The organism is Stutzerimonas stutzeri (assembly GCF_024448695.1).
GTDB classification, from domain to species: domain Bacteria; phylum Pseudomonadota; class Gammaproteobacteria; order Pseudomonadales; family Pseudomonadaceae; genus Stutzerimonas; species Stutzerimonas stutzeri_T.
This window is the reverse complement of record NZ_JAMOHY010000014.1, coordinates 37,277-64,037: the sequence shown is the minus strand read 5'-3', so window position 1 is coordinate 64,037 and position 26,761 is coordinate 37,277. Positions and strand designations below refer to the sequence as shown.

Genomic DNA, 26,761 nt, shown 5'->3' with positions numbered 1-26,761 from the left:
GCTTCGCCGTTTTCCACGGGACGGCCATCCGTACGATGACAGAGCCATATCTATGAACATAGACCTCAAGGAAATGACCCAGCTGGCGCCGATCTTCCGCGAGCTGTTCAAGGGCTATCACCTGTCGCGCAGCGAGCCGGAGCCCTACGCGCAGCTGTCGAACATGCAGGACCAGTACCGCGCACTGTTCAAGGCGCTCGGCTTCGAGCTGGTCTGCGATCCGCGCGGCTTCTACTACTTCGTCCCCGAGCAGATGGGCGCGCAGGTGAACAAGACCGCCCAGCGCCTGGCGCTGTTCACCTTCATCCTCGTCGAGCACCTGGCGGACCAGGGCCGCGACCCGCTGGCCGTGCTCGACGGTGGCAGCCTCGGTCGCGATGAACTGCCGGCGTTGCTGGACAAGTACCGCGACCTGTTCCTGCAGGCCGAAGTCACCACCCAGGAAGAACTGGAAGAGAAAGTCATCCGCCGCCTGACGCAGCTGGGCTTCGCCGAGGACAGCAACGGCGTCTACCGCTTCCTGCCGCCGATGCATCGCTTCCTCGATGTCTGCCTGTCGGTGCAGCAGGACCGGGATCTGGCCGCCAGCCTGCACAGCAGCGACCTGCCGCTGCCGACGCCGCAGCTGATTGCCGAGGAAGAAGACGAGGACGAAATCATCCTCATCGACGAACCCACCGAAGACCCCACCGAAGAATCCGAAGAAGACGCCCTGGCTCGCGCCATCGCCGCTGAAAAGGAGCTTGAAGCATGAGCCAGGAACGCTACGGCATCCGCCGCTTCGCCCTGCTGAACACCGCCGGCTACAGCCTCGGCATCTTCCCGCTGGAGAACCCGCTGTCGGTCTATGGCGCCAACAACCTCGGCAAGTCGGCCTCGATCAACGCGCTGCAGTTCCCGATCCTGGCGCGCATGTCGGACATGAGCTTCGGCAAGTACAGCCTGGAGCAGTCGCGCAAGTTCTATTTCGCCAGCGACACCAGCTACATCCTCGTCGAGGTGATGCTGCCCCACGGCCCGCATGTGATCGGTGTGGCCGGGCGCGGCCCCGGCGGCGGTTTCGGTCACCAGTTCTTCGTCTACCAGGGTGCGCTGGATCTGGATCATTACCAGCAGAACGGCACCTGCCTGCGCCAGCGCGAGCTGTTCGCCAACCTCGAACGTGCCGGCATCAAGGCCTACGAGGCCAAGCCGGATGAGCTGCGCCGGCTGCTGGTCGGCGGGCATACCTCGATTCCGCTGGACATGACGCTGATCCCGCTGCGCTCGACCAGCGAGCAGAGCCTGAAGACCTTCCGCGCGCTGTTTATCAACCTGCTGCATATGAGGGAGATCACGGCTGCCAAATTGAAGCAGCTGTTCCTCGACGCCTTCGAACACAGCCTGCGCTCGGGCAGCGTCGACTACATCGCCGCTACCGAGGAAGCTTTCCGCGACGTGCGCCGCATGGAGCAGGACTACCAGGCGCTGGTGGCCGCCGGCCCGCTGGTCGAGGCCCTGGCCGCTGGCGTAGCCCAGCGCGAGCTGCTGCGCGGCAAGCTGCATCGCCTCTCGCCGCTGCTCGACAACCTGCTGGGCACCTGGCACGACTACGCCGATGCGCGCAAGGAAGAGCTGGTGATCCAGGCCGAGCACTACCGCCGCGAGCAGGATGGCCTGCAGCACGAGCAGCGCGGCAGCACGTCCGAGCTGATGCGCCTGGAACGCGAGATCAGCGAAGCCCAGCGCTGGCTCGGCGAGCTGGCGGTGTTGAAGAACCGCTTTGCCCTGGTCGAGGACGCCCGCGTGCTGGAGCAGCAGCTGCTCGCCGCCAAGGACGCCCACGACGAGCTGGCCGGTGCGCTGGCGCAGTCGCGGCAGTTCTCCAGCGAGGATCTGGATGAGCGCCTGCGCGATCTGGAGAAGCGTCTGAAGTCGGTCAAGCAGCAGCTCGATCACGCCGACAACAACAGCTACTCGCGGCTGCGCGAGGAATTCTCCCAGGCCGACGTCGACCGCCTGATGCGCCTGTTCAATGGCCAGCTGTTCAGCCTGCCGCTAGGCGAAAAAGGCATCACTGCCGAAGGCGATGACTGGGTCAAGGCCGTGGAGGTGGTGCTGGATCGCTTCAAGGGCGACACCTTCTCCGTACCCGGCTTGTCCATCGACCTTTCGCAGATCGAGCCGCCGGCCCTGCAGGCACTGGCCGACCGTGCCGCCCTGCGTGACCAGAAGGACCGCCTCGAACGCGAACTCAAGCAGCTCAAGACCCAGCATGCGGTGGCCGTCGACCGCGCCGCGAGCAAGGCCCAGGCCGAGGCGCTGTATCAGGCCGTACTCGATGCGCAGAAAGCGCTGGAAGACTTCCGCCGCAGCCAGACTTTGGCCGCCGAGGAGCCGGCCAAGCTGGAACAGCTGGCCCAGGCCGAAGCCGCCCAGGAAGAACTCAAGCGCACCAGTGACGCCTTCGCCGAGCGCGTGCAGCACCTGTCCGCCAAGCTGCAGCTGGTCGGCCGTCAGCTAGCCGACCTGGAAGCCAAGGAGCGCACGCTGGAAGACGCCCTACGTCGTCGCCAGCTGCTGCCGGCCAACCTGCCGTTCGGCACGCCGTTCATGGACCCGGTGGACGACTCGCTGGACAACCTGCTGCCGCTGCTCAACGACTACCAGGACAGCTGGCAGGCGCTGCAGCGCGTCGATGGCCAGATCGAGGCGCTGTATGCCCAGGTGCGCCTGAAAGGCGTGGCCAAGTTCGACAGCGAGGAAGATCCCGAGCGCCGCCTGCAGCTCTTGGTCAACGCCTACGCCCATCGCCAGGACGAGGCGCTGACCCTGGCCAAGGCCCGTCGCGCCGCGGTCACCGACATCGCCCGGACGCTGCGCAATATCCGCAGCGACTACGAGAGCCTGGAACACCAGCTCGCGCTGTTCAATCGCGAGATCAACAAGCGCCAGGTTTCCAACCTGGCGAGCTTCCGCATCGTGCTGGCGCCGAACAAGGATGCGCTCAAGCACATCGACCAGATCATCCACAGCGCCGGCCAGTACGAGGAAGGCGAAACGCTGTCGGTGTTCGACCTCTCGCAATCGGTCGAGCAGGATGCGAAGAACGAGGAAGCCAAGGAGTACCTGGCGCGGCTGGTGGCGGCGAACAACAACCAACTGGGCCTGAAGGACCTGTTCGAATTGGCGTTCGAAATCACCAAGGTCGGCGGTCAGCCGGTGATCCACACCGACATCGACGGCGCGGCGTCCAACGGCACCACCATGACCATCAAGGCGCTGACCAACATGTACCTGCTGCTGCACCTGATGGACCGCGAGCAGGCCGGGCGCATCCGCCTGCCCTACTACCTCGACGAGGCGGCGGACATCGACGAGCGCAACCAGCAGGCGCTGATCGAAACCAGCCTGCAGCTGGGCTTCGTGCCGATTCTCGCCTCGGTGAAGCCTCAGGTCTCGGCGCACGTGGCCATCGACCTGGAAGGCGGCAGCGGACCCTCCGGCATCTATATCGACGAGGCGGACTGGAAATTCATCGAGCGCCGGGAAGCATCAGTCTCAACAAGCCAGAAATCGGCGGTCATCGGCGAGCCCGCCTGAACGCATCGGACCGATGCAAAGCGCTTTTGTAGGAGCGGACTTGTCCGCGAAGCTCTTAGCGACAGCCCTCATGTATGGAGCAGAAGAACAAAGATCGCGGCCAAATCCGCTCCCACCGCACCCTGCATATCACCCGCGCGGGTGATGCTTCGCGTGCAGTTCCTGCAGTCGCGCACGGGCGATATGGGTGTAGATCTGCGTGGTGGACAGGTCGGCATGACCAAGCAGCAGCTGCACGGTGCGCAGGTCCGCGCCGTGGTTGAGCAAGTGTGTGGCGAAGGCATGACGCAGCGTGTGCGGCGAGATCGATGAGGCGACCCCTGCCGTCCTGGCGTGCAGCTTGATCCGGTGCCAGAAGGTCTGGCGCGTCATCTGGTCGCCGCGCAGGCTGGGAAACACCACATCGCTGACCTTGTCGCCCAGCAGCAGTCCACGCCCCTGGCGCAGGTAGCGCTCCAGCCAGTGCATGGCCTCATCACCCAGCGGCACCAGCCGCTCCTTGTTGCCCTTGCCGAAGGTGCGCAGCACGCCCTGGCGTGGGTTGATCTGCTCAAGACGCAGACTGATCAGCTCAGTCACGCGCAACCCGCTGGCATAAAGCACTTCCAGCATGGCGCGATCACGCAGGCCCAGCGGATCGCCGGTATCCGGCGCGGCCAGCAGGGCTTCCACATCCGCCTCGGAAAGAGCCTTGGGCAGTGGACGACCAAGACGCGGCATTTCAACGCGCAGGGTCGGATCGACCGCAATCGCCCCCTCGCGCAACAGAAACCGATAAAACCCGCGCAACCCCGACAGCAAGCGTGCGGTCGAGCGCGCCTTGTAGTCGTTGGCCAGCCGCCAGGCAAGATGATCAAGAATCACCTCGCGGCCTGCCTCCACCAGCCGCACACCGCGCTCGTCGAGCCAGCCGTTGAACAACGCCAGGTCGCTGCGATAAGCGGCACGGGTATTGTCCGACAGGCCCTTTTCCAGCCACAGGGCATCGAGGAAGCGGTCGATCACAGGGTCATCAAGTGCGGGCATGGGCAACTATCGGCTGAATGAGGTGCCTAGTCTTTCACAGGGCCTCTCCCCCTGCCAGTCGCCAGGCCAGCGGTGTTTTTTGTTACAAAACCAGAGGCAATTGCCATCTTCAAGCCACGCCTTTCCTGTTTGATATCAACCTTCCCGGGCGTGACTTGGCTAGGCTGATAAAGCCTGGCAGTCGAAGCGGCTGCGCTCAGAAACCAGAGGTGCCCGATGACCGACCGTACAGACGCCGGCGTACAGCCCCAACCGGACTGGCACACACTGGAGGCGGTCGAGGTCGAGCAACGGCTGCAGACGGCTGCCAGAGGCCTGAGCGAGGCCGAGGCCGCCGCACGGCTCGGGCTGTATGGTGCGAACCGTCTGGCGCCGGCGAAGACGCGAGGCCCGTTGATGCGCCTGCTGGCGCAGTTCCACAACATCCTGCTTTACGTGATTCTCGGCAGCGCGGTGGTCACCGCTGCGCTGGGTCACTGGGTCGATACCGGCGTGCTGCTGGCCGCCGTCGTGATCAACGCGATCATCGGCTTTATCCAGGAAGGCAAGGCCGAGGCCGCGCTCGATGCCATTCGCGCGATGCTCTCCACCCATGCCACGGTGATCCGCGAAGGTACTCGGCGGCAGATCGACGCCATCGATCTGGTGCCCGGCGACCGCGTGCTGCTGGCTTCGGGGGATCGTGTCCCAGCCGATCTGCGCCTGGTTTCGGTGAAGGAACTGCGGGTCGACGAGGCCCCCCTGACCGGTGAATCCCTGCCGGTTGAAAAGCATGTCGCAGCGGTCGCCGACAACGCAGCCCTGGGGGACCGCTACGGCATGGCCTACTCCGGCACGCTGGTAGTGTTCGGCCAGGCCGCCGGCATCGTCGTCGCTACCGGCGCTGCCACCGAACTCGGCAAGATCAACCAGATGCTCAGCGGCATCCGCCAGCTCGCCACGCCGCTGCTGCGCCAGGTAGACGGCTTCGGGCGCATCCTGGCCCTGATCATCCTTGCCATGTGCGTCGCCACCTTCGTGCTGGGCACCCTGTGGCGTGGCCATCCGGCAGCGGACATGTTCATGATGGCCGTGGCACTGGCCGCCTCGGCGATCCCCGAAGGGCTACCGGCGATCATGACCGTCACCCTCGCCCTGGGCGTACAGCGCATGGCCCAGCGCAACGCCATCATCCGCCGTCTGCCGGCAGTGGAAACCCTGGGCTCGGTCACCGTGATCTGTTCGGACAAGACCGGCACCCTGACCCGCAACGAGATGACCGTGCAGCGCGTGGTCTGCGCTGAACACCGCTTCGAGGTGAGCGGCGTCGGCTATGCCCCCCTGGGTGAGTGCAGCCTCGATGGCCGCCTGATCGACCCCGAGCATTACCCCCCGCTGGCGCTGGCGATTCGCAGCGGCGTGCTGTGCAACGATGCGCGCCTGCACGAGGAAGCCGGGCAATGGCGCATCGACGGCGATCCCACCGAGGGCGCGCTGCTGGTGCTCGGAGGCAAGACCGGTTTCACCCAGCATCTCGCCGAGGCTGCCTGGCCACGCCTGGATTCCATCCCCTTCGAGTCCCAACACTGCTTCATGGCGACCCATCACCATGACAGCGACGGCGAGCCCTGGATTTTCGTCAAGGGCGCGCCCGAACGCGTCATGGACATGTGCGCCAGCCAGCTTGGCAACCAGGGCGAGCAGCCACTGGACCCCGATTACTGGCGGCGCATGGCCACTGATATTGCTGCCCGCGGGCTGCGCCTGCTGGCCTTGGGCTTCAAACGCGCACAACCGGTCCACGGCCCTCTCGGCATGGACGACATGCAGGACGGCTACTGCCTGCTGGCCCTGGTGGGCATCATCGATCCGCCACGCGAGGAAGCCATTGCAGCCGTGAACGACTGCCACCTGGCCGGCATTCGCGTGAAGATGATCACCGGCGATCATGCCGAGACGGCACGGGCCATTGGTGCCGCCCTCGACATCGGTGTCGGCAAGCCCGCCATCACTGGCGCCGAGGTGGCCCTGATGGATGACGCCAGCCTGCGTCAGGCGGTCCAGCAGGTCGATGTATTTGCCCGCGCCAGCCCCGAGCACAAGCTGCGTCTGGTGCAGGCACTGCAGGACTCCGGGCACGTGGTGGCGATGACCGGTGACGGCGTGAACGATGCCCCCGCACTCAAGCGTGCCGATGTCGGCGTCGCCATGGGCCTGAAAGGCACCGAGGCGGCCAAGGAAGCGTCCGACATGGTACTGGCCGACGACAATTTCGCCACCATCGCTGCAGCCGTGCGCGAGGGGCGTGCGGTCTACGACAATCTGAAGAAATTCATCCTCTTCATGTTGCCCACCAACGGCGGCGAAGCACTGGTGATCATCGCCGCCATCCTCTTCGAGCTGACCCTGCCGCTGACCCCTGCGCAGGTACTGTGGATCAACATGGTGACCTCCAGCACCCTCGGCCTGGCGCTGGCCTTCGAGCCCGCCGAGCGCGGCATCATGACCCGCCTTCCGCGCCCGCCCGGGCAGGCACTGCTCTCGGGCTTTTTCGTCTGGCGCGTGCTGATGGTGTCGCTGTTGATGATGACCGGCGCCCTGGGCCTGTTTCTCTGGGAAATGAACAGCAGTGGCGATCTGGACACCGCGCGCACCCTGGCAGTCAATGCCGTGGTCATGGCCGAGATGTTCTACCTGCTCAACAGTCGCTCGATCTTCGCCCCGGTGACCAACCGCGCCGGCCTGACCGGCAATCGTTATGTGCTGATGGCCATCGCCACCTGCATCGTGCTGCAACTGACCTTTACCTACGCCCCGGTGATGCAGGGGCTGTTCGGCTCCACCGGCCTGTCGCCGCTGGAGTGGCTGAAAGTGCTTGGCGCCGGCCTGCTGGTGTTTTGCGTAGCCGAACTCGAGAAGCTGGTGATTCGCCGTACGCCGCTCGCCGCTCGCTTTTCGCAGGTGTAGCAACAAGGCCCGCAAGCCCTGAAACGAGGCGGCTGCATCGCTCCCCGAGCAGCCGCGACATGTAAATGCCATCAGTACCGGCTACACAGGCCGGAGGCATCTGCTAATGTCCGCTTTAGTGACTTTGACGTATCTTTCGTGACTACCAATACTTGCAATGCTTTCGATGAGCACCGGCCTGGAACAAGGAAAGCCTTTTGACCGAATTGCGCAACAGACTGTCGCGAAAGCTGCTACGTGTAGTCTTGCTGTCTGCCCTGGCCGTTGGGCTGGTACTCAGTAGCGCACAGATCGTCTTCGAGGCCTACAAGACCCGCCAGTTGATCGAAGCCGAAGCGCAGCGCATCCTGCGCATGACCCGCGACCCGTCCACCCAGGCGATTTACAGCCTGGACAAAGAGATGGGCGCTCAGGTCATGGAAGGCCTGTTCGAGCACGAGTCGATTCGCAAGGCCTATATCGGCCATCCCGACGACGAAAGCCTGGCTTACAAGATCCGTCCGCAACTGAAGTCGTCATCGCGTTGGCTGACTGACCCGATCCTGGGTAGCGAGCAGGAGTTCTCCATAGCGCTGGTGGGGCGTCCACCCCACAATGAGTACTACGGTGACCTGCATATCACCCTTGATACCGCTCCCTATGGCGAAGACCTCATCGACGCCTCTGTGGTGATTTTCTTTATCGGCCTTATGCGTGCCCTGACTCTGGGGCTGGTGCTTTACCTGATCTATGAATGGCTGCTGACGCGGCCACTGACCAAGCTCATCGAGCACCTGTCGCAGATCAACCCGGACCAACCCGGCGAATACAAATTGCCCATGCTCAAGGGCCACGAGCAAAACGAGCTGGGGCTTTGGGTCGAAACCGCCAACAGCCTGCTCACGTCCATCGAGCGCAATATGCAGCTGCGCCATGCCGCGGAAAACAGCCTGCAGCGTATGACGCAGTACGACTTTCTCACCGGCCTGCCTAACCGTCTGCAACTGCAGCAGCAGCTCGGCCATATCCTCAGCGAAGCCGAACGCCTGCAGCGCCGTGTGGCGGTGCTTTGTCTGGGTCTGGATGACTTCAAGGGCATCAACGAGCAGTACAGCTACCAGAGTGGCGACAAGCTGCTGATGGCCATGGCTGATCGCCTGCGCAACCAGAGCGGACGTACCAGCGCACTGGCGCGCCTCGGGGGCGACCAGTTCGTCCTGGTACTATCGGGCTTCGAGGAGCCCTACGCAGTCGCCGAACTGGCACAAAAGGTTCTCGATGACCTGGAACAGCCCTTCAATCTCGACCAGCAGCGCATTCGTCTGCGGGCAACCATCGGCATTACCCTTTACCCCGAAGACGGGGCCAGTACGGAAAAACTGCTGCAGAAAGCCGAACAGACCATGACCCTGGCGAAAACCCGTTCGCGCAATCGTTACCAGTTCTATGTAGCCAGCATCGACAGTGAGATGCGAGAGCGCCGTGAGCTGCAGAAGGATCTTGGCGAAGCCGTCCAGCGAGGCGAGTTTCACCTGGTCTACCAGCCGCAGATCGATTATCGCCTCAAGCGCATCACTGGCGTCGAAGCGCTGCTGCGCTGGTCGCACCCAAGCGGCAAGTTCATCGGGCCTGATATCTTCATTCCACTCGCCGAACAGAGCGGCAGCATCATCGCCATTGGTGAATGGGTGCTGGACCAGGCCTGCCGGCAACTGCGCGAATGGCACCAGTTGGGCTTCAGCGATCTGCGCATGGCCGTCAACCTTTCTGCCGTGCAACTTCACCATGCCGAGCTGCCAGCCATCATCAGCGGCCTGCTCGACAGATATGGTCTTCCCGCGCAAAGCCTTGAACTGGAAGTCACCGAAACCGGCCTGATTGAAGATATCGCCGCGGCCACCCGCAACCTGCATAGCTTGCGCCGCTCCGGAGCACTGATTGCCCTCGACGACTTTGGCACCGGCTATTCCTCGCTCAGCTATCTGAAGAACCTGCCACTGGACAAGATCAAGATCGACAAGAGCTTCGTGCGCGACATGGGCGTCGACGAGGGCGATGCCAGCATCGTCCGAGCCATTATCCAACTGGGCAAGAGCCTGGACATGCTGGTCATCGCCGAAGGCGTGGAAACGGCGGAGCAGGAGCGCTATCTCATCGACGAAGGCTGCAACGAAGGCCAGGGCTATCACTACAGCAAACCCCTGCCCGCGGCGGAGCTGCTCAGCCTGCTGCAGCATTCACTGCAGTGCGGCCACCCAGTCAGTTCCGAAATACTGTAAGCATCTGCTGAAAAGCGGATCAAGCCAGCCGGGAAGCCAGCAGCAGTGCGCCGCACAGACACAACAAGGCGCCGCCAGCGGCCTGCCAGCGATAACGCCGGGCAAGCACTTCCTCGCCATGGCTGGACAACACGAAAGGCAGGTTCTGCTCCGGACGCACCAGCCGGTGCTGCGCAGCCCGGGCGCTGGCGAGCCGATGACGATCTTCCGCTTCAAAGCCGGCCGCCAGACGCACACGATGCCATTCGGCCTGGTCGATCTGGCCATCACCATTGCTGTCAAAACGCTGCAGCAGGCCGGCGTAATTCCCTTTCCACTCCCTGAGTACCTGCCCTTTGGCAGCCTGCCGATCAAACCCTTGCCTGCCACCGCCCGCAGTCCGGAAATCACCGATGGCATACAGCGGCTCGCCCGCGTGCAGGCGCTCCTCGGTGTAGCGGTAGCGGCGAGCTCCGCTGAACCAGGCGAGCATGCCAGTGGGCGGAAGCCCCCTGGGATGACGCTGACTGCCACTCCAGCGCTGTCGCCTCGCCGGCAGCACTTCGGCACCGCGTGGGTCGATCAGGCATTCTCCCGTGGCATCGGCCAGACGCAGCAGGTGCTCGCTGCTGCCCTGTTCGACAACGCGCCAACTTCCGTTCTTGCCGTTGGAGCGATATTCCTCGATACGATAGCGCCACCAGAGACAGGGGCTGCCCGTCAGCGGCGCCATGACCCGCGGAACCCCGGCCAGCTCATGCAGGATTCCCGTCAGCTCCACATAGCCCTGCGCCGCCGAGCGAATCCGCGAGGTCGGTGTATCCAGCAAATGGCGCACTTTCGACCAGCGGCTCACCCATAACCAGCCGCCGGTCAGACACAGCGCGGCGCCCGCACCAGCCAGCAACAGTGCTCCACTGTCCATGCTCAGCTCAACCAAACAGGGTCTTGAGATCGACGTCAGCCTTTTCCGCCTCGCTGAACTGCAGCAGCTCAGCCGAACCAAAGCCGAAGGTCCGCGCCAGCAGCACGTCGGGGAACTGCTCGATGCGCACGTTGTTCAGATTGACAGATTCGTTGTAAAGCTCACGGCGGTCGGCGATACCACTTTCCAGCCCGCTGATGCGCTGCTGCAGATGGCGAAAGCTCTCGTTGGCGCGCAGCTCGGGATAGTTCTCGGCGAGGGCGAACAGGCGCCCCAGCCCTGCACGCAGACCCGTTTCGGCCTGCCCCAGGGCGCCGATATCACCCTGCTGCCGAGCATCGGACACCGCATTGCGGGCGCTGATCACCTGTTCCAGCGTGTTGCGTTCGTGTTGCATGTACTGCTTGCAGGTCTCGACCAGCTTGGGCAGCTCTTCATGGCGCTGGCGCAGCAGCACATCGATATTCGCCCAGGCCTTGCTCACGCCGTGCTTCAGGCGCACCAGGCCGTTGTAGAGAACCACTGCATAGGCAGCAACGAGGAACAACACGACCAGTACAACCACAGCGCTCAGGCTCATCAGGCTTCTCCATGAAGTCCGGATTTGTAAAGCCGGCATTCTAGCGGTGCCAGCCGAAACGAAACGATGCGCGAAGCACAGCACGCAATTTCTTTGTACCAAATGAAAATCTTTCGCATTATGATCCGCTTCCGATTGTCGCGCTCCGGCCATCGTTTCCACCTCTCTCGCACGCAAAGGAACCCGCCATGCCACGTACTCCTCTCTGGGCCACCGCCAGCCTTCTGGCTGCCGCCATATCACTCGCAGGTTGCGGTGACGACAACGCGCCCGCGCAACAGGCTGCAGCGCCGCAAACCACGACCCAGAGCGAACCGGCAGTCAGCGCGCCAAAAGCCCTGAACGAGGAAGCGGCTCAGGCGGTGGTCAGCCATTACGCCGATATGGCGCATGCGATCTTCAGCGATGCCCACACAACTGCGTTGCAGCTGCAGGAAGCCATCGACGCCCTGCTCGCCAGCCCCAGCGATGAAACGTTGCAGACCGCGAAGGCAGCCTGGCTGGCCGCTCGCGTGCCCTACATGCAGAGTGAAGTATTCCGCTTCGGCAACCCGGTGGTGGACGAGTGGGAAGGCCAGCTCAATGCCTGGCCGCTGGACGAAGGCATGATCGACTACGTCGAGGGCGACTATCAGCACGCCTTGGGCAACCCTGGCGCGACCGCCAACATCATCGCCAACCAGCAGCTGCAGATTGGCGAAGACAGCATCGATGTCAGCAAGATCACCGGCGAGCTGCTCGCCAGTCTCAACGAACTGGCTGGTTCCGAGGCCAATGTCGCCACCGGCTACCACGCAATCGAATTTCTGCTGTGGGGCCAGGATCTGAACGGCACCGAGGCCGGCGCCGGCACGCGCCCGGCCAGCGATTACCTCGAAGGCGAAGGCTGCACGGGCGGCAACTGTGACCGTCGTCGCGCCTATCTGAAAGCCGCCACCGACCTGCTGGTCAGCGATCTCGAAAAGATGGTCGGCGAGTGGGCGCCCGGCACTGCTGGCAACTACCGCACCAGCCTGGAGAGCGAATCCGGCGAAAACGGCCTGCGCAAGATGTTCTTCGGCATGGGCAGCCTGTCCCTTGGAGAGCTGGCTGGCGAACGCATGAAAGTCGCCCTGGAAGCCAACTCGCCGGAAGACGAACACGATTGCTTCAGCGACAACACGCACAACTCCCACTATTTCAATGCCCGAGGCATCCGCAACGTCTACCTCGGCGAATACCAGCGCGTGGACGGCAGCACGCTCAGCGGCCCTAGCCTGGCTTCGCTGGTCGATGGCATCGACCCAGAGGTCAACGTCACGCTGAAGACCGATCTGGAAACCACCGATGCCAAGCTGCAGGTGCTGGTGGTCAGCGCCGAGAATGGCGAAGCCTTCGACCAGCTGATCGCACCGGACAACCGCGAAGGCCAGGACAAGGTCCGCGCCGCCATCGCCGCACTGGTCCAGCAGACCGTCTCAATCGAGAAGGCTGCAGCCGCACTGGGCATCACAGACCTCAACCCCGACACAGCCGATCACCAATTCTGATTCGCACGCGTCGTAAAGGGGCGGCGCAATGCCGCCCCTTCTGGCGCAAAGCAGGACCTGTTCTGCTCGCCTCGCAGCAAATGCAAATCCCTCTTATTAAGATTTCTTTGAGCTGCTAAAATGCCGGCCCCCAAAGGCCAGGTACAACCCGATGCGCCCGCTCTTACGCTCTACCACCGCCCTGCTTCTGGCGCTGGGCCTTGTCGCCTGTAAAGAGCAGGCACCGCGCTTCGAGCAAGCCGAGCCGGGGGAGTCACTGTCCGCTGGCACCACCACCGTGATGAAGTTCGACCAGAACGCCTTTTCCATGCCTTCGGCCAATCTCTCGCCGGTGCGGCGACTGGACTTCAGCGTCGGCAACAGTTTCTTCAGGAATCCCTGGGTCATCGCTCCGGCCTCAACTACCGCCCGTGACGGCCTCGGTCCGCTGCTCAACACCAATGCCTGCCAGAACTGCCATATCAAGGATGGCCGCGGCCATCCTGCTCCCGTAGGCAATGGCAATGCCGTTTCCATGCTGGTGCGGTTGTCCATTCCAGCCGGCCCGGAACATGTCGAAGTGGTCAGACAGCGAGGCATCGCCCCGGAACCCACTTACGGCGGCCAGTTGCAGGACATGGCAATCCCCGGCGCAGCCCCCGAGGGCAAGGTCCGCCTCAGCTACAGCACCCATACGCAACGCTTCGCCGACGGCTTTGAAGTGGAGCTGCGCACACCGCACCTGGCCATCAGCGAACCGGGCTACGGCGCGCTGCATCCGGACACCCTGTTTTCCATCCGCGTGGCACCACAGATGATTGGCCTCGGGCTGCTGGAAGCCATTCCCGAAGCCGCACTGCTGGCCAACGCCGACCCGGACGACCGTGACGGCGACGGCATTTCCGGTCGCCCCAACCGGGTCTTTGATCAGCTCACACGCGAAACGGTGATCGGTCGTTTCGGCTGGAAGGCCGGTCAGCCCAGCCTCAACCAGCAGAACGCCGATGCCTTCTTCAACGACATGGGTCTGAGCACCAGTCTGTTCAGCGGCAGCAGTTGCACGGATCGGCAGCCCGACTGCCGCGCACTGCCCGACGGAGGCGAACCCGAGGTAAGCGACCACATCCTGGCCCAGGTCCTGTTCTACACCCGCAACCTCGGCGTACCGGCACGGCGCAAGGTGGACGATCCGCAGGTGCTTGCCGGCAAGACGCTGTTCCATCAGGCCGGCTGTCAGAGCTGTCACACGCCCTCTTTCACCACAGGTGATGCCGCCGAACCCGAACTGGCCAACCAGCTGATTCGCCCCTATACCAACCTGCTGCTGCATGACATGGGCGAAGGCCTGGCCGATCACCGACCGGAATTCGAAGCCAGCGGCAGCGAATGGCGCACGCCACCGCTCTGGGGCATCGGCATGACACAAACCGTCAGCGGTCACACCCAGTTCCTGCACGACGGGCGCGCACGCAACCTGCTCGAAGCCATACTCTGGCACGGTGGTGAGGCCGAGCGCTCACGACAAGTCGTGCTGGGCTTCAACGCCGAGCAGCGCAGCGACCTGCTGGCCTTTCTCGAATCGCTCTGATGACCCGTTACCCGCCAAGGAACCCCATGTTCGCCAAGCCATTCTTCCGCACGGCAACTGCCGCTGCACTGGGTCTGCTGCTGAGTGCCTGCACGCCCTCCGATCCGTTCACCGAAACCAGCAAAACCCTGACGGCTGATGTATTGCTGCCCGCTTATAGCCACTGGGCCGAGGCCAACCGGCGCCTGGCCGCCAGCAGCATTGCCTTCTGCGCAGGCAACGAAGACCTGGAAGATACTCGCCAGATCTACGTGCAGGCGCAACTTGCCTGGGCCGGGCTGCAGCCACTACTGGTCGGCCCCATGGGCGAAGGCAATCGTGCCTGGCAGGTACAGTTCTGGCCCGACAAGAAAAACCTGGTCGGGCGCCAGGTCGGCGCTCTGCTGAAAAACACGCCCGACCTGACCCAGGTCGACCTGGAAAATGCCAGTGTCGTGTTGCAGGGTCTTTCAGCCTACGAATACATCCTCTACGACCAGGCCGTCGACCTCACCGCCCCTGAGGTCAAGGCGCGCCATTGCTCACTGCTGCAGGCGATCGGCGAGCACCAGCAACAGCTTGGCGCCGAGATGCTTGACGCCTGGCAGGCCGAAGACGGCATGGCCTCGCAGCTCGGTCACTTCCCCAATGAGCGCTATGCCGAGTCGGCAGAAGCCATAGCCGACATGCTGCGCGTGCAGGTCACGGCGCTTGATGGCCTGAAGAAAAAACTGGGTGCTCCGCTTGGCCGGCAGACGAAGGGCCATCCGCAACCCTTTCAAGCTGAAGCCTGGCGCAGCGATACCACCCTCGGCAGCCTCGATGCCGCCCTCGCCGGCGCCCAGCAACTATGGCAGGGCAAGAATGACAATGGCCTGAAGCAACTGATTCCAGCCGAACAGGCCGATCTGGCCGGGCGTATCGATACAGCCTATACAGCGACTCGCCAGCAGCTGAGCAGCCTCGACCAACCGTTCAGCGTGCTGCTTGCCGACGAAACCGGGCGCCAACAGCTCGATACGCTGTACCGCAATATCGACGCCTTGCATCGCCTACATCAGAGCGAACTGGCCAGAGCCTTGGGCGTGCAAATCGGCTTCAATGCCCACGACGGTGACTGAGCATGAAACGTCGCATCTTTCTCGGTCTGGGCGGCGTCCTGGCCACTGCTACCGCCATCGGCGGCTGGACGTACTCGCGCAATAGCGGGCAGCCGTTGCTGCTCTCGGCGCGCAACGATGCCGACGGCGGTCACTATGCAGTCGGCTATCGGCTCGATGGCAGCCGCGCCTTTGCCACGCCGGTGAACGAACGCTGTCATGACGTGCATACCCATCCCTATCTGCCGCTGGCGGTTTTCGTCGGGCGCAGACCAAGCCGTGAAAGCTACCTGATCGACAGCCGCGACGGCAGCCTGTTGCAGACCCTCGTATCGCCCGAGGATCGCCACTTTTACGGCCACGGCGTGTTTCACGCCAGCGGCGAGTGGTTCTACACCACCGAGAACGATACCCGCGATGCCGGCCGTGGCGTACTCGGCATTTATCGTGTTGCAGAGCGACAACTGATTCGCGCCGGCGAACATTCGACGCACGGCGTAGGCCCGCATCAGCTGCTGTGGATGCCCGATGGTGAAACCCTGGTGATCGCCAATGGCGGCATTCGCACCGAGGCCGACAGCCGCGAAATGATGAACCTCGATGCCATGGAACCGAGCCTGGTGCTGTTGCGCCGCGACGGCACCCTGGTCAGCAAGGAACAACTTCCGCAGCGGATGAACAGCGTGCGCCACCTCGCGGTCGCGGCTGATGGCACGGTGGTGTCCGGCCAGCAATATGAAGGCGATCCTCTGGATCAGGTGCCGCTGCTAGCGATCAAACGCCCTGGTCAGGCTTTCCAGCCCTTCCCGCTGGGCGAAGCACAGCGCCAGTCAATGAACCAATACACCGCCAGCCTGGCGATCAATGATGAACTTCGCCTGTTGGCGGTGACTGCGCCACGCGGCAACAAGGTATTGCTCTGGGATCTGGACAGTACCGAGTTGCGCCAGGAAATTCATCTGCCGGATTGTGCCGGGGTGGCGGCGACGAAACAGGGCTTTGTGGTCAGCGCCGGGCAGGGCCGCTGCAGACTGCTCGATTGCAGCGGCAAACGCGTTGTCAGCACGCCGCTGGAATTGCCTGCGGGTCTCTGGGACAACCATCTGCGTTTGATCTGAGGAGCGCGGCCAAGGGTAATCTCCGTCTCCGCTGATTCGTTATGCCTGCCTCAGCCTCGGCCCACCAGGCTTTGCGACATCCCGTAGAGGAACAACAGCAGGTCCTCGTCGGGTCGCGTTTCAACGGCAGAAGCCTGGACCAGGCGCGGCACCGGACAGTAGTCAGCTGACACACTGCGCGCCACGACCCTGGCATTGGGCTCGCTCCAGGCTGCCGCGCACAACGAGGCGACACCCAGCGCACCCAGCAGAAACAGTCCTCGAGCGACTTCAAGCTTCATAGCGCAAACTCTTGTTATTTCAGGAGTTGAGAACCCACCTTAGTTCAAGGATTGCGCAGTCGCCGAAAGAAAGTGACAGGCGGTCATCGAGCAACCTGCAGCATCTGACCGCCCACATTGCAGGTCAGGCGATACCCGCCAGACATCCATAAAAAAAGCAGCCCGAAGGCTGCTCTTTCTTGCAAGGGAAGCGGTTCTCAGGACAGCTTTTCCTTGATACGGGCTGCCTTACCGGACAGCGCGCGGAGGTAGTACAGCTTGGCCTTGCGCACGTCACCGCGGCGCTTGACGCTGAGGCTGTCAACCATTGGGCTGTAAGTCTGGAAGGTACGCTCCACACCTACGCCATTGGAGATCTTGCGCACGGTGAAGGCGCTGTTCAGGCCGCGGTTGCGCTTGCCGATTACAACACCTTCAAAGGCCTGCAGACGCTCACGGTCGCCTTCCTTGACCTTGACCTGAACGATCACGGTATCGCCAGGGGCGAACGGAGGCAGTTCTTTGGTCATCTGCTCAGCTTCGAGCGCCTGGATAATCTTGTTGGTCATGCTGTGTGCTCCTGAGACAAACCCTTTCGGCCTGCCATCGATACGTTAACTATCGTCCCGCTGACGGATATATTCCTTCAGCAGCTTCTGTTCTTCCCCAGAAAGCGAGCGGCTATCCAGAAGATCGGCACGGCGTTCCCAGGTCCTTCCGAGGGACTGCTGCAAGCGCCAGCGCCGGATGTGTTCATGGTTACCGCTGAGCAGCACCTCTGGAACACGTTTATCCGCATACACTTCCGGTCGCGTGTAATGCGGGCAGTCGAGCAGGCCGTCGGTAAACGAATCCTGCTCGGCAGAATCAGCATGACCCAGTGCTCCGGGAAGCAATCGAGTCACCGCATCGATCAGCACCATGGCCGGCAATTCACCGCCGGACAACACGTAATCGCCAATCGACCATTCTTCATCGACATGCGCCTGAATAAAGCGCTCGTCGATGCCTTCGTAACGCCCGGCGATAAGGATCAGTCCCTCCTCCTTCGCCAGTTCGCGGACATCGGCCTGTTTCAGCTGACGTCCTTGCGGCGACAGGTAAATCACCTTCGCCTTCTCGCCTGCGGCCTGCCTGGCATCGGCCAGCGCAAGCTCCAGCGGCTTGATCTTCATCACCATGCCTGGACCACCACCGAAAGGACGATCATCCACCGTCTGATGGCGATCTTCGGTATAGGCTCGCGGATTCCAGCATCGCAGCTGGAGCAGCCCCTGCTTCACGGCGCGACTGGTAATACCGTAGTCACACACAGCAGCAAACATGTCCGGGAACAGACTGATGACTTCTACACGGAGACCGGACATATCGCTCAGAAGTCCGCATCCCATTCGACCTGCATCTCGCCCGCTTCCAGATCGACCTTCAATACACAGGGGTCGGTGTAGGGCAGCAGACGTTCACGATCATCCAGGCTGCCTTCGCACGGCTTGACCACCAGGACATCGTTGGCGCCGGTTTCGAGCAGATGGTCGACCTTTCCGAGCGTTTGCCCGAGCTGGTTGATGACCGTCAAACCCTGAAGCTGGAACCAGTAATACTCATCACCGGTCAATGAGGGCAATTCGCTGCGGGGAATGCAGATCTCGAAGTCCGCGTAGGTACGCGCCTCTTCCCGATCATCCAGCCCTTTGAGCGTAGCCACCAGAATCTTGCCCTGGATACGTCCCTTGACCAGCTCGACCTGCTTGACCTCGCCACCTCGCCTGAGCGTCCAGTTGCGATAGCCCAACAGATTGTCGATGGGATCCGTAAAGGAATAGACCTTCACGTCACCACGCACGCCATGCACCGAAACGATCTTGCCGATTACGATCAAATCTTCGGCCGGGGCTGACGTTGTGTTCATGCGATTCAGGCAGCGGCCTTGGCAGCTTCCTTCAGCAGCTGAGCAACGCGCTCAGACGGCTGTGCACCCTGGCTCAGCCAGTAGGTGGCACGTTCCTGATTCACGGACAGCTTGATTTCAGCACCTGCAGCAACCGGATTGAAGAAGCCGATACGCTCAACGAAGCGGCCATCGCGCGGGTTGCGGCTGTTGGTCACGGTCAGGTGATAGAAAGGGCGCTTCTTGGAGCCGCCACGGGCGAGACGAATAGTTACCATGTGAACATCGTTCCTGTAGTCGGTGCTAGCTTAAGGCACACACTTAAATTGGGCCTATGGCCCGAAAGGCCGCGCATTTTACGAGTAAAAGCGGCAGGCATCAAGCCGCAGCTACAAGTAAATGCAAAACCTGAATCGAGTGGATCACTTGCATGCGCTGTGTGAGGCTTGCAGCGCCATCAGAACTTCGGCATCCCGCCACCGGGAAACATACCGCCCATGCCGCGCATCATCTTGGCCATGCCGCCCTTGCCGGCGACCTTCTTCATCATTTTCTGCATCTGCTTGTGCTGCTTGATCAGCCGCCCGATGTCCTGCACCTGGGTGCCCGACCCCATGGCGATGCGGCGCTTGCGCGAGCCACTGATTATGTCCGGGTTGCGTCGCTCAACGGGCGTCATCGAATTGATGATGGCTTCCATCTGCTTGAACTGCTTCTCGGCTGCGCCCTGGGCATTGCCCATCTGGGACAGATTCATGCCGCCGATGGAAGGCAGTTTGTCCATCAAACCACCGAGGCCACCCATGCTCTTCATCTGCTGCAGTTGGTCGCGGAAATCTTCAAGATCGAAGCCCTTGCCCTTCTTCAGCTTCTTGGTAAGTTTTTCGGCCTTTTCCCGATCCAGCGTCTGCTCGGCCTGCTCGATCAGACTGAGTACGTCACCCATGCCGAGAATCCGCGAGGCGATACGGTCCGGATGGAAGGGTTCGAGCGCATCGCTCTTCTCGCCCATGCCGAGGAACTTGATCGGCTTGCCGGTAACCTGCCGCACCGAAAGCGCCGCACCCCCACGCGCATCACCATCGACCTTGGTCAGCACCACGCCGGTCAGCGGCAGCGCCTCACCGAAGGCCTTGGCAGTGTTGGCCGCATCCTGACCGGTCATGGCGTCGACCACGAACAGGGTTTCCGCAGGGTTGATCGCCGCGTGTACGGCCTGGATTTCAGCCATCATCTCGGCATCGATGGCCAAGCGACCGGCAGTATCCACCAGCACCACATCGATGAATTTCAGCTTGGCTTCACGGATTGCCGCCTGCGCGATCTCTACCGGCTTCTGGGTGATATCGGAGGGGAAGAAGGTCGCGCCGACTTCTGCCGCCAGCGTTTCCAGCTGCTTGATCGCCGCCGGACGATAGACATCCGCCGACACCACCAGCACGGTCTTCTTCTTGCGCTCCTGCAGGAAGCGCGCGAGCTTGCCGACCGTGGTGGTCTTGCCCGCGCCCTGCAAGCCAGCCATCAGCACGACCGCCGGCGGCACCACGCTCAGATCGAGGTCTTCGTTGGCCGCGCCCATCAGCTCTTCCAGCTCGGCACGGACGATCTTCACGAACGCCTGGCCCGGCGTCAGGCTCTTGGAAACCTCGGTACCCACGGCCCGATCCTTGACCCGAGCCACGAAATCCTTGACCACCGGCAGCGCGACATCCGCCTCAAGCAGCGCCATTCGCACTTCACGCAGGGTGTCCTTGATATTGTCCTCGGTCAGCTTGGCCTTGCCGGTGACATGGCGTAGCGTTTGCGAGAGGCGATCGGTTAGGTTTTCAAACATGAGCCATTTCCACGCTGAATGTGGTTAAGGGGAGCGATTATAGAAGCTGCGAGCTCTATGCCGGTACCCCATCATCGCCGCTATTGCTGCAGATGGCCAAGCCACCCGCAGCAGTCGCCACTGAAGACCGGCGCGTATGTGCCATCCTGTTACAACCGCCTCCGCACAACGAGAGGACCAACCACTGTGCTGCACATGCTTTTGCACGTCAGGGGTTTGTGCCACACTCAGCAACTTTCGAGCCCGTTGAAAAACTATGCACCCTTTGCTACCGAGCCTGGCTGCGGCCTGTCTCTACGCTGGCGTAACCGGATATCAAGGCCTGCGCCTGGCACAACGCTGCGCGCCGGATAAACGCATACTGACCCTTCTGGGCGTACTGGCACTGATCGCCCACAGCGTGAGCCTCTTCATCCAGCTGCTCTCGCCCAGCGGTCTGCATCTGGATTTTTTCACGGCATCAAGCCTGATCGCCGCCGCCGTGACACTCCTGATCCTGCTAGCCCTGTACCGCATGCCGGTCGAGAACCTGCTCTTGCTGTTATTCCCGCTGAGCTGCCTGACGGTGCTTTTCGCCCAGTTCGCCCCCTCCGGAACAGCGCCCGCCATCAGCGAACAACCCGGAATACTGGCGCATATCCTGTTTTCAATCCTGGCCTACGGGATGCTGACCATCGCCGTATTCCAGTCATTGCTTCTGCTCCTGCAGGACCACCACCTGAAACACAAGCATCCGTCAGGCGTGATCAGGAACTTCCCGCCGCTGCAAACCATGGAAAGCCTGCTGTTCGGCTTTCTGCTGGCGGGTTGGCTGCTGCTGTCGGCCTCGCTGATCACCGGATGGCTGTTTCTGGACAACCTGTTCGCGCAACATCTGGTGCACAAGACGCTGCTTTCGTTCATAGCCTGGATCGTCTTCGGCCTGCTGCTATGGGGCCGCCACCGGCTCGGCTGGCGCGGTTACAAAGCCATTCGCTGGACCCTCGCCGGCTTCTGTCTGCTGATGCTGGCGTATTTCGGCAGCAAGCTGGTCCGCGAATTCATCCTGCACATCTGAAGGCAGCCTTGTGGAAAGTTTACACCCCGGCTTTTTGCTCGGTTTACTGGTTTTCCTGCTGCTGTGCTCCGCATTCTTTTCCAGCTCGGAAACCGGAATGCTCAGCCTCAACCGCTATCGCCTCCGGCATCAGGCCAGAGAAGGTCACCGCGGAGCCAGGCGCGCCATCGAACTGCTGTCCAGACCCGACCGCATGCTCGGCACCATCCTGGTGGGCAACAACTTCGTCAATATCCTCGCATCCTCGATTGCCACGGTGCTGGCAATGCAGTTCTGGGGCGAAGCCGGGATCGCCATTGCCACTATCGGCCTGACAATCGCCCTGCTGATCTTCGGCGAAATAACGCCCAAGACGCTGGCAGCACTGCGTCCCGAGCTGATCGCCTACCCAGTCAGCCTGCCGCTGCTGATGCTGCAGAAAGTGCTGTATCCGCTGGTCGCATTGCTTGGCTGGATCAGCAACGGACTGCTCAGATTGCTCGGTGTGGACCCGTCCAAGAAAGGCACCGACAGCCTGTCTACTGAAGAGCTGCGCAGCGTGGTGCGCGAATCCGGCAGCGATCTGCCGATGAATCGCCAGAGCATGCTGCTCGGCATTCTCGATCTGGAACGCGTCACCGTCGATGACATCATGATTCCGCGCAACGAAGTCACCGGCATCGATCTCGAAGACAACCTTGAAACCATCATCAGCCTACTGCGCACCACGCCACACACTCGCCTGCCGGTGTTCGAGAAAGACATCAATCAGGTGTTGGGCATTGTCCACATGCGGCAGATTGCCCGCCTGCTCAGCCACGACCAATTGACCAGGGAAAGCCTGCTTGAAGCCTGCAGCGAGCCCTACTTCGTCCCGGAGAACACGCCGCTTTCAACCCAGCTTCTGAACTTTCAGAAGCAGAAAAGACGAATCGGCATCGTCGTCGACGAGTACGGTGACGTGCTGGGCATCGTCACCCTGGAAGATATCCTCGAAGAAATCGTCGGAGAATTCAGCAACCAGGATGCCCTGCGCAGCCCCGACATTCATCCCCAGGACGACGGCACGCTGGTCATCGATGGCGCAGCCTACCTGCGCGAGATCAACCGTGCCCTCGGCTGGCAACTGCCCTGCGACGGCCCCAAGACACTCAACGGCCTGATCACCGAAGCCCTAGAACATATCCCCGACAGCGGCATCTGCCTGCAGATCGGCGCATACCGACTGGAAATCCTCCAGGCCGCCGACAACCGGGTGAAAAGCGTGCGCGCCTGGGTCGCCGAAGATGGCATAGCAGCCTCCGACGACACCGAACAGCCATAGCTACAACTGCGTATCGATAGCCGTTGCGACCCGCAACGCCTTCGCGCGTGCTGCCTCGATGGACTCATCGCGCGCCAGCGCCACGCCCATGCGCCGCTGACCACTGACCTCTGGCTTGCCGAACAGGCGCAGCGCAGTATCCGGCTCAGCCATTGCGGCGGCCAGATTGCCGAAGCTGACCTGCTCGCTCTCACCCTCCACCAGCACTACGGCAGACGCCGATGGGCCGAACTGGCGAATGGTCGGGATCGGCAGACCAAGAATGGCCCGCGCATGCAGGGCGAACTCGGACAGATCCTGGGAAACCAGTGTCACCAGGCCGGTATCGTGTGGCCGTGGCGATATCTCGCAAAACCAGACTTGATCCCCTTTAACAAACAATTCAACGCCGAACACACCACGCCCACCAAGCGCCTCGGTGACGGCCAGCGCAATGCGTTCGGCCTCGGCCATGGCACCCGCACTCATTGGTTGCGGCTGCCAGGATTCCTGATAGTCGCCCCTCTCCTGGCGATGCCCCACCGGCTGACAGAATGTGGTCCCACCCGCATGGCGCACCGTCAGCAGCGTGATTTCGTAATCGAAGTCGATAAAACCCTCAACGATCACTCGCCCCTTACCGGCACGACCGCCCGCCTGGGCATAGCTCCAGGCCGCATCGATATCCGCTTCACTGCGCAACACCGATTGCCCTTTGCCCGACGAACTCATCACCGGCTTGATCAGACAGGGAAAACCGATGGCCAGTGCGGCGCTGCGGCAGTCTTCCAGCGAGTCGGCAAAGCGATACGGCGAAGTCGGCAGCCCAAGTTCTTCGGCAGCCAGACGACGAATACCCTCACGGTTCATGGTCAGCTGCGCAGCACGCGCGGTGGGAATCACGGTGAAGCCTTCGGCCTCCAGCTCGACCAACGTCGCCGTGGCGATGGCCTCGATCTCGGGGACGATATAGTGCGGCTTTTCCCGCTCTATGATCGCGCGCAACGCAGCGCCGTCGAGCATATCGATAACGTGGTGACGATGCGCAACCTGCATGGCCGGCGCGTTGGCGTAGCGATCCACGGCGATCACCTCGACGCCCAGACGTTGCAGTTCGATCACCAGCTCCTTGCCCAGCTCGCCAGAACCGCACAGCAGGACTCGAACAGCGCTGGCAGACAGCGGAGTGCCGATACGTGGCATGGTTTCCCTCGTTTACGATTGAATGATTACAACAGCTGGCCGCGCTCGCGGGCCCGCTCATGACAACGCAACAGCACTTCCCGCCGCTCGCTGTTGTTCAACCGGCTCCAGCGAATGATCTCGTCGACGTTACGCTGGCAACCGGTGCAGACATCCGTCTCGTCCAGCGCGCAGATGCTCACACAGGGCGAAGCAATCGGTTTCTCGGCCGGCTCAGACATCAATCATCCTGCTCTACCAAATCACGTGCATAACGCTGGGCGTTCTGCACGTAATGCGCGGCGCTGGCTTCGAGCATCTTCTTCTGCTCTTCGGTCAGCTCGCGCACTACCTTGCCGGGCGAGCCGACCACCAGCGAGCCATCGGGAATGATCTTGCCCTCGGGAATCAGCGTATTGGCGCCGATGATGCAGTACTTGCCGATCTGCGCCCCGTTGAGGATCACCGCATTGATACCGATCAGGCTGTAGTCGCCGACGCTGCAGCCATGCAGCATGGCGTTGTGGCCCACGGTAACACCGGTACCCAGCGTCAGCGGATGACCCATGTCGGTGTGCAGCACACTACCATCCTGAACGTTGCTGTTCTCGCCGATGTGGATCAGTTCGTTGTCGCCACGCAGCACCGCGCCGAACCAGACACTGGCGCCGGCATCCAGACGAATCTTGCCAATCAGCATGGCGCCCGGTGCAGCCCAGCTTTGCGGGTGCGTTTCAACACGAGACTCGCCCAGACGATATTTCACAGCCATCACCTCTATTTTTTGTTCAGATGGATATAGGAAGTCGGAGCCCGACGCATCTCGATTCCGGCGTCGCACACCAAGTTGACCAGCTCGACGATCATGATCGCCGTCAGCCCCCAGATTTGGTATTCGCCATAACGGTAAGAAGGGACATACCAGGCGCCGCCCTGGTAATCGATACGGTGGGTGAACTCACGCGGATCGTGGCAGAAGAAATCCAGGGGTACGGAAAACACCGAGGCGATTTCCGCATCGTTGGCGCGGTACTCGACATAATCCGGCACGATGCCGACATAGGGGGTGACATGGATGCCATGCAGAGAAATCAGGCTGCTGAGCGGCCCGACGATCTCCACCATACCCGGCGCCAGGCCCACCTCTTCCTCGGCCTCACGCAAGGCGGTATGCGCCAGATCGCGATCTTCGGGGTCGCGACGCCCGCCAGGAAACGCAACCTCCCCCCCATGAGTAGACAGGCCGCTGGCGCGCAACGTGAGCACCAGTTCGGGCGATTCACTGCGGGTAACCGGCATCAGCACTGCTGCTTCGGGCAACCGTCCTTCCGGCTCCAGAAGGTGCGGTGAGTAGTCACGCACCCGTCGGAGAATTGTGTCCAGCATGAAAAATCTCTTTGCGTATTTGACCAACATCATGGCATGGATCACCGAGGCGCCCAAGACAGGCAAAGCCAAAATACGCAACGACAGCACTCACTACCGAAAGCCGCACATCTTGCTGGCGTCAGCGCCGCACGGCTCGCAGCAAAGCGGGAAAAGCTCCTAGAATACGCGCTCGTCGAGCGGCTGCAGCCAACCTGCATGCCGCCGGATAAAGGCCTGATGTAGCACCAATTCCTGGGAAATACCGAATGCGATGGTTGTTAACGATTTTCTGCCTCACCTTGGCCTCGCTGTCACACGCGACAGCATCGCCGAATTTGAACGGAGCCTTTATCGACAAGGTCCTGGTGGTCAAATCGGAACGCCAATTGCACCTGATCAGTCGCGGCACCACGCTGAAAAGCTACCGCATCTCGCTGGGCAAGCAACCCGGCCCCAAGCAACGCGAAGGCGACCAGCGCACTCCGGAAGGGCTGTACTGGATCGACTGGCGCAAGACCTCGGACAAGTTCAACCTGGCGATGCACATCTCCTACCCGAACGCCAGGGACCTGGCACGCGCCCGCACCGAAGGCGCCTCTCCGGGCAGCATGATCATGCTTCATGGCACGCCGCTGGACGAGGAATACCCCGAGTGGTTTTTCCACACCCTTGACTGGACCGAAGGCTGCATCGCCTTGAAGAACGACGATATGCGCGAAGTGTGGAACCTGGTGAAAGACGGCACGCTGATCGAAATCAGGCCGTAAACCGAATTCATTCGGCCAGGCATTGATAAACAACCGAACACATTTGGCCCGAAGCCAGGCCGTAGCGGGCTGCAGGCGTGATGCGTGGTAAGGGCGAACAAGCCCTGGCTGCCTGCTTTTTAGAAAACCATATCCGACAGCCGCCAGACGTCAAAGGCCGGGGTTTCATAGGGATGTGCCCGCTTGAGTGCCTTGACGCTGTCGTGGATAAGCTCGTCGGCGACCACCAGCTCCACCCGCCATTCCGACACAAGCTGCACCTGATCCTCCTGACCGATAAACGGCTGACTGCCTTCCAGCGGTCGATACTGGCCACGCCCGAGCACCTGCCAGCTGCAGCGATCATAATCGCCAATACGCCCGCCACCTGCGGCAAATACCGCATCCTTGACCTCTTCCAGATGGCTTTCCGGTACGTAGAAGCACAGTTTGTACATCGGCATCTCCACAAGAATCACAACGAGACGAAACAGGCAGCCTGCTCAAAAAGGCGCAAGTGTCCCAAAAACAGCGGCGGCATTTTTGCCCAGGATC

At 61.9% G+C, this 26,761-nt stretch carries 26 protein-coding genes; 12 read left to right on the top strand and 14 right to left on the bottom strand.

Annotated features, from left to right (window positions below):
• Positions 1-52 precede the first annotated feature (52 nt).
• A complete protein-coding gene (gene mksE / locus NAV32_RS11900) occupies positions 53-754 on the top strand; it encodes an Mks condensin complex protein MksE (protein ID WP_256053014.1) in 702 nt (233 codons plus the stop codon).
• Positions 751-3,582 carry an Mks condensin complex protein MksF gene (gene mksF / locus NAV32_RS11895; protein ID WP_256053013.1) on the top strand — a complete coding sequence of 944 codons (2,832 nt, stop codon included), beginning with the start codon at positions 751-753 and terminating at the stop codon, positions 3,580-3,582. The genes mksE and mksF overlap by 4 nt, the downstream gene beginning before the upstream one ends.
• Before the next feature lie 129 nt (positions 3,583-3,711).
• Here the strand turns inward: mksF and xerD are convergent, their stop codons facing one another.
• Positions 3,712-4,608: a site-specific tyrosine recombinase XerD gene (gene xerD, locus NAV32_RS11890; protein ID WP_256053012.1), complete on the bottom strand. Its 897-nt coding sequence runs from the start codon at positions 4,606-4,608 to the stop codon at positions 3,712-3,714.
• Positions 4,609-4,824: 216 nt separating this feature from the next.
• Here xerD and NAV32_RS11885 point away from each other — a divergent pair, with 216 nt between their 5' ends.
• Both NAV32_RS11885 and NAV32_RS11880 read left to right on the top strand, forming a co-directional pair.
• Complete coding sequence (locus NAV32_RS11885; protein WP_256053011.1) at positions 4,825-7,554, top strand: cation-transporting P-type ATPase; 2,730 nt, start codon at positions 4,825-4,827, stop codon at positions 7,552-7,554.
• A 197-nt stretch (positions 7,555-7,751) separates the two neighbouring features.
• Complete coding sequence (locus NAV32_RS11880) at positions 7,752-9,812, top strand: putative bifunctional diguanylate cyclase/phosphodiesterase (RefSeq protein ID WP_256053010.1); 2,061 nt, start codon at positions 7,752-7,754, stop codon at positions 9,810-9,812.
• Positions 9,813-9,831: 19 nt separating this feature from the next.
• Here the strand turns inward: NAV32_RS11880 and NAV32_RS11875 are convergent, their stop codons facing one another.
• Positions 9,832-10,716, bottom strand: coding sequence for an E3 ubiquitin ligase family protein (locus NAV32_RS11875; protein WP_256053009.1), 885 nt, complete (start codon positions 10,714-10,716; stop codon positions 9,832-9,834).
• Positions 10,717-10,723: 7 nt separating this feature from the next.
• On the bottom strand, positions 10,724-11,296 hold the full coding sequence (locus NAV32_RS11870) for a LemA family protein (protein ID WP_256053008.1): 573 nt from the start codon (positions 11,294-11,296) through the stop codon (positions 10,724-10,726).
• A gap of 188 nt (positions 11,297-11,484) precedes the next feature.
• Here NAV32_RS11870 and NAV32_RS11865 point away from each other — a divergent pair, with 188 nt between their 5' ends.
• From NAV32_RS11865 to NAV32_RS11850, 4 genes are all read left to right on the top strand, one after another.
• Positions 11,485-12,825 (top strand): imelysin family protein, encoded by a 1,341-nt coding sequence (locus NAV32_RS11865; protein ID WP_256053007.1) that lies wholly within the window; start codon positions 11,485-11,487, stop codon positions 12,823-12,825.
• A gap of 151 nt (positions 12,826-12,976) precedes the next feature.
• Positions 12,977-14,392, top strand: coding sequence for a di-heme oxidoredictase family protein (locus NAV32_RS11860; protein ID WP_256053006.1), 1,416 nt, complete (start codon positions 12,977-12,979; stop codon positions 14,390-14,392).
• Between the two features lie 26 nt (positions 14,393-14,418).
• Positions 14,419-15,492: an imelysin family protein gene (locus tag NAV32_RS11855; RefSeq protein WP_256053005.1), complete on the top strand. Its 1,074-nt coding sequence runs from the start codon at positions 14,419-14,421 to the stop codon at positions 15,490-15,492.
• A gap of 2 nt (positions 15,493-15,494) precedes the next feature.
• Positions 15,495-16,589, top strand: a complete 1,095-nt coding sequence (locus NAV32_RS11850; RefSeq protein ID WP_256053004.1) for a DUF1513 domain-containing protein — start codon at positions 15,495-15,497, stop codon at positions 16,587-16,589.
• Between the two features lie 50 nt (positions 16,590-16,639).
• On the opposite strand, the gene NAV32_RS11845 is transcribed toward NAV32_RS11850, so the two are convergent.
• The 6 genes from NAV32_RS11845 to ffh all read right to left on the bottom strand — a co-directional run bounded on the left by NAV32_RS11845 (position 16,640) and on the right by ffh (position 20,571).
• Positions 16,640-16,870 (bottom strand): hypothetical protein, encoded by a 231-nt coding sequence (locus NAV32_RS11845; protein WP_256053003.1) that lies wholly within the window; start codon positions 16,868-16,870, stop codon positions 16,640-16,642.
• Between the two features lie 197 nt (positions 16,871-17,067).
• Positions 17,068-17,418, bottom strand: coding sequence for a 50S ribosomal protein L19 (gene rplS / locus NAV32_RS11840; RefSeq protein WP_256053002.1), 351 nt, complete (start codon positions 17,416-17,418; stop codon positions 17,068-17,070).
• A 45-nt stretch (positions 17,419-17,463) separates the two neighbouring features.
• Entirely contained in the window at positions 17,464-18,216 is a 753-nt protein-coding gene (gene trmD, locus NAV32_RS11835) for a tRNA (guanosine(37)-N1)-methyltransferase TrmD (RefSeq protein ID WP_256053001.1), read from the bottom strand.
• A 5-nt stretch (positions 18,217-18,221) separates the two neighbouring features.
• A complete protein-coding gene (gene rimM, locus NAV32_RS11830) occupies positions 18,222-18,758 on the bottom strand; it encodes a ribosome maturation factor RimM (protein ID WP_256053000.1) in 537 nt (178 codons plus the stop codon).
• Positions 18,759-18,763: 5 nt separating this feature from the next.
• On the bottom strand, positions 18,764-19,015 hold the full coding sequence (gene rpsP, locus NAV32_RS11825) for a 30S ribosomal protein S16 (RefSeq protein WP_256052999.1): 252 nt from the start codon (positions 19,013-19,015) through the stop codon (positions 18,764-18,766).
• A gap of 179 nt (positions 19,016-19,194) precedes the next feature.
• Entirely contained in the window at positions 19,195-20,571 is a 1,377-nt protein-coding gene (gene ffh / locus NAV32_RS11820) for a signal recognition particle protein (RefSeq protein ID WP_256052998.1), read from the bottom strand.
• Positions 20,572-20,827: 256 nt separating this feature from the next.
• Here ffh and NAV32_RS11815 point away from each other — a divergent pair, with 256 nt between their 5' ends.
• Both NAV32_RS11815 and NAV32_RS11810 read left to right on the top strand, forming a co-directional pair.
• On the top strand, positions 20,828-21,628 hold the full coding sequence (locus NAV32_RS11815; RefSeq protein ID WP_256052997.1) for a cytochrome C assembly family protein: 801 nt from the start codon (positions 20,828-20,830) through the stop codon (positions 21,626-21,628).
• 10 nt (positions 21,629-21,638) lie between these two features.
• Entirely contained in the window at positions 21,639-22,931 is a 1,293-nt protein-coding gene (locus NAV32_RS11810; RefSeq protein WP_256052995.1) for a CNNM domain-containing protein, read from the top strand.
• On the opposite strand, the gene purT is transcribed toward NAV32_RS11810, so the two are convergent.
• Genes purT through NAV32_RS11790 form a run of 4 tightly spaced genes read right to left on the bottom strand, consistent with a single transcriptional unit; the run spans position 22,932 to position 25,478 of the window.
• On the bottom strand, positions 22,932-24,113 hold the full coding sequence (gene purT / locus NAV32_RS11805) for a formate-dependent phosphoribosylglycinamide formyltransferase (protein ID WP_256052994.1): 1,182 nt from the start codon (positions 24,111-24,113) through the stop codon (positions 22,932-22,934). It lies immediately after the preceding gene.
• A gap of 26 nt (positions 24,114-24,139) precedes the next feature.
• Positions 24,140-24,334: a DUF1289 domain-containing protein gene (locus NAV32_RS11800; RefSeq protein ID WP_256052993.1), complete on the bottom strand. Its 195-nt coding sequence runs from the start codon at positions 24,332-24,334 to the stop codon at positions 24,140-24,142.
• Complete coding sequence (locus NAV32_RS11795) at positions 24,334-24,858, bottom strand: gamma carbonic anhydrase family protein (RefSeq protein WP_256052992.1); 525 nt, start codon at positions 24,856-24,858, stop codon at positions 24,334-24,336. The genes NAV32_RS11800 and NAV32_RS11795 overlap by 1 nt, the downstream gene beginning before the upstream one ends.
• Before the next feature lie 11 nt (positions 24,859-24,869).
• Entirely contained in the window at positions 24,870-25,478 is a 609-nt protein-coding gene (locus NAV32_RS11790) for a CoA pyrophosphatase (protein ID WP_256052991.1), read from the bottom strand.
• On the opposite strand from NAV32_RS11790, the gene NAV32_RS11785 reads away from it, so the two are divergent.
• Entirely contained in the window at positions 25,477-25,641 is a 165-nt protein-coding gene (locus NAV32_RS11785) for a hypothetical protein (protein ID WP_256052990.1), read from the top strand. The genes NAV32_RS11790 and NAV32_RS11785 overlap by 2 nt on opposite strands.
• 85 nt (positions 25,642-25,726) lie before the next feature.
• Complete coding sequence (locus NAV32_RS11780; protein ID WP_256052989.1) at positions 25,727-26,227, top strand: L,D-transpeptidase family protein; 501 nt, start codon at positions 25,727-25,729, stop codon at positions 26,225-26,227.
• A 119-nt stretch (positions 26,228-26,346) separates the two neighbouring features.
• On the opposite strand, the gene NAV32_RS11775 is transcribed toward NAV32_RS11780, so the two are convergent.
• Positions 26,347-26,664 carry a YqfO family protein gene (locus tag NAV32_RS11775; RefSeq protein ID WP_256052988.1) on the bottom strand — a complete coding sequence of 106 codons (318 nt, stop codon included), beginning with the start codon at positions 26,662-26,664 and terminating at the stop codon, positions 26,347-26,349.
• Positions 26,665-26,761 lie beyond the last annotated feature (97 nt).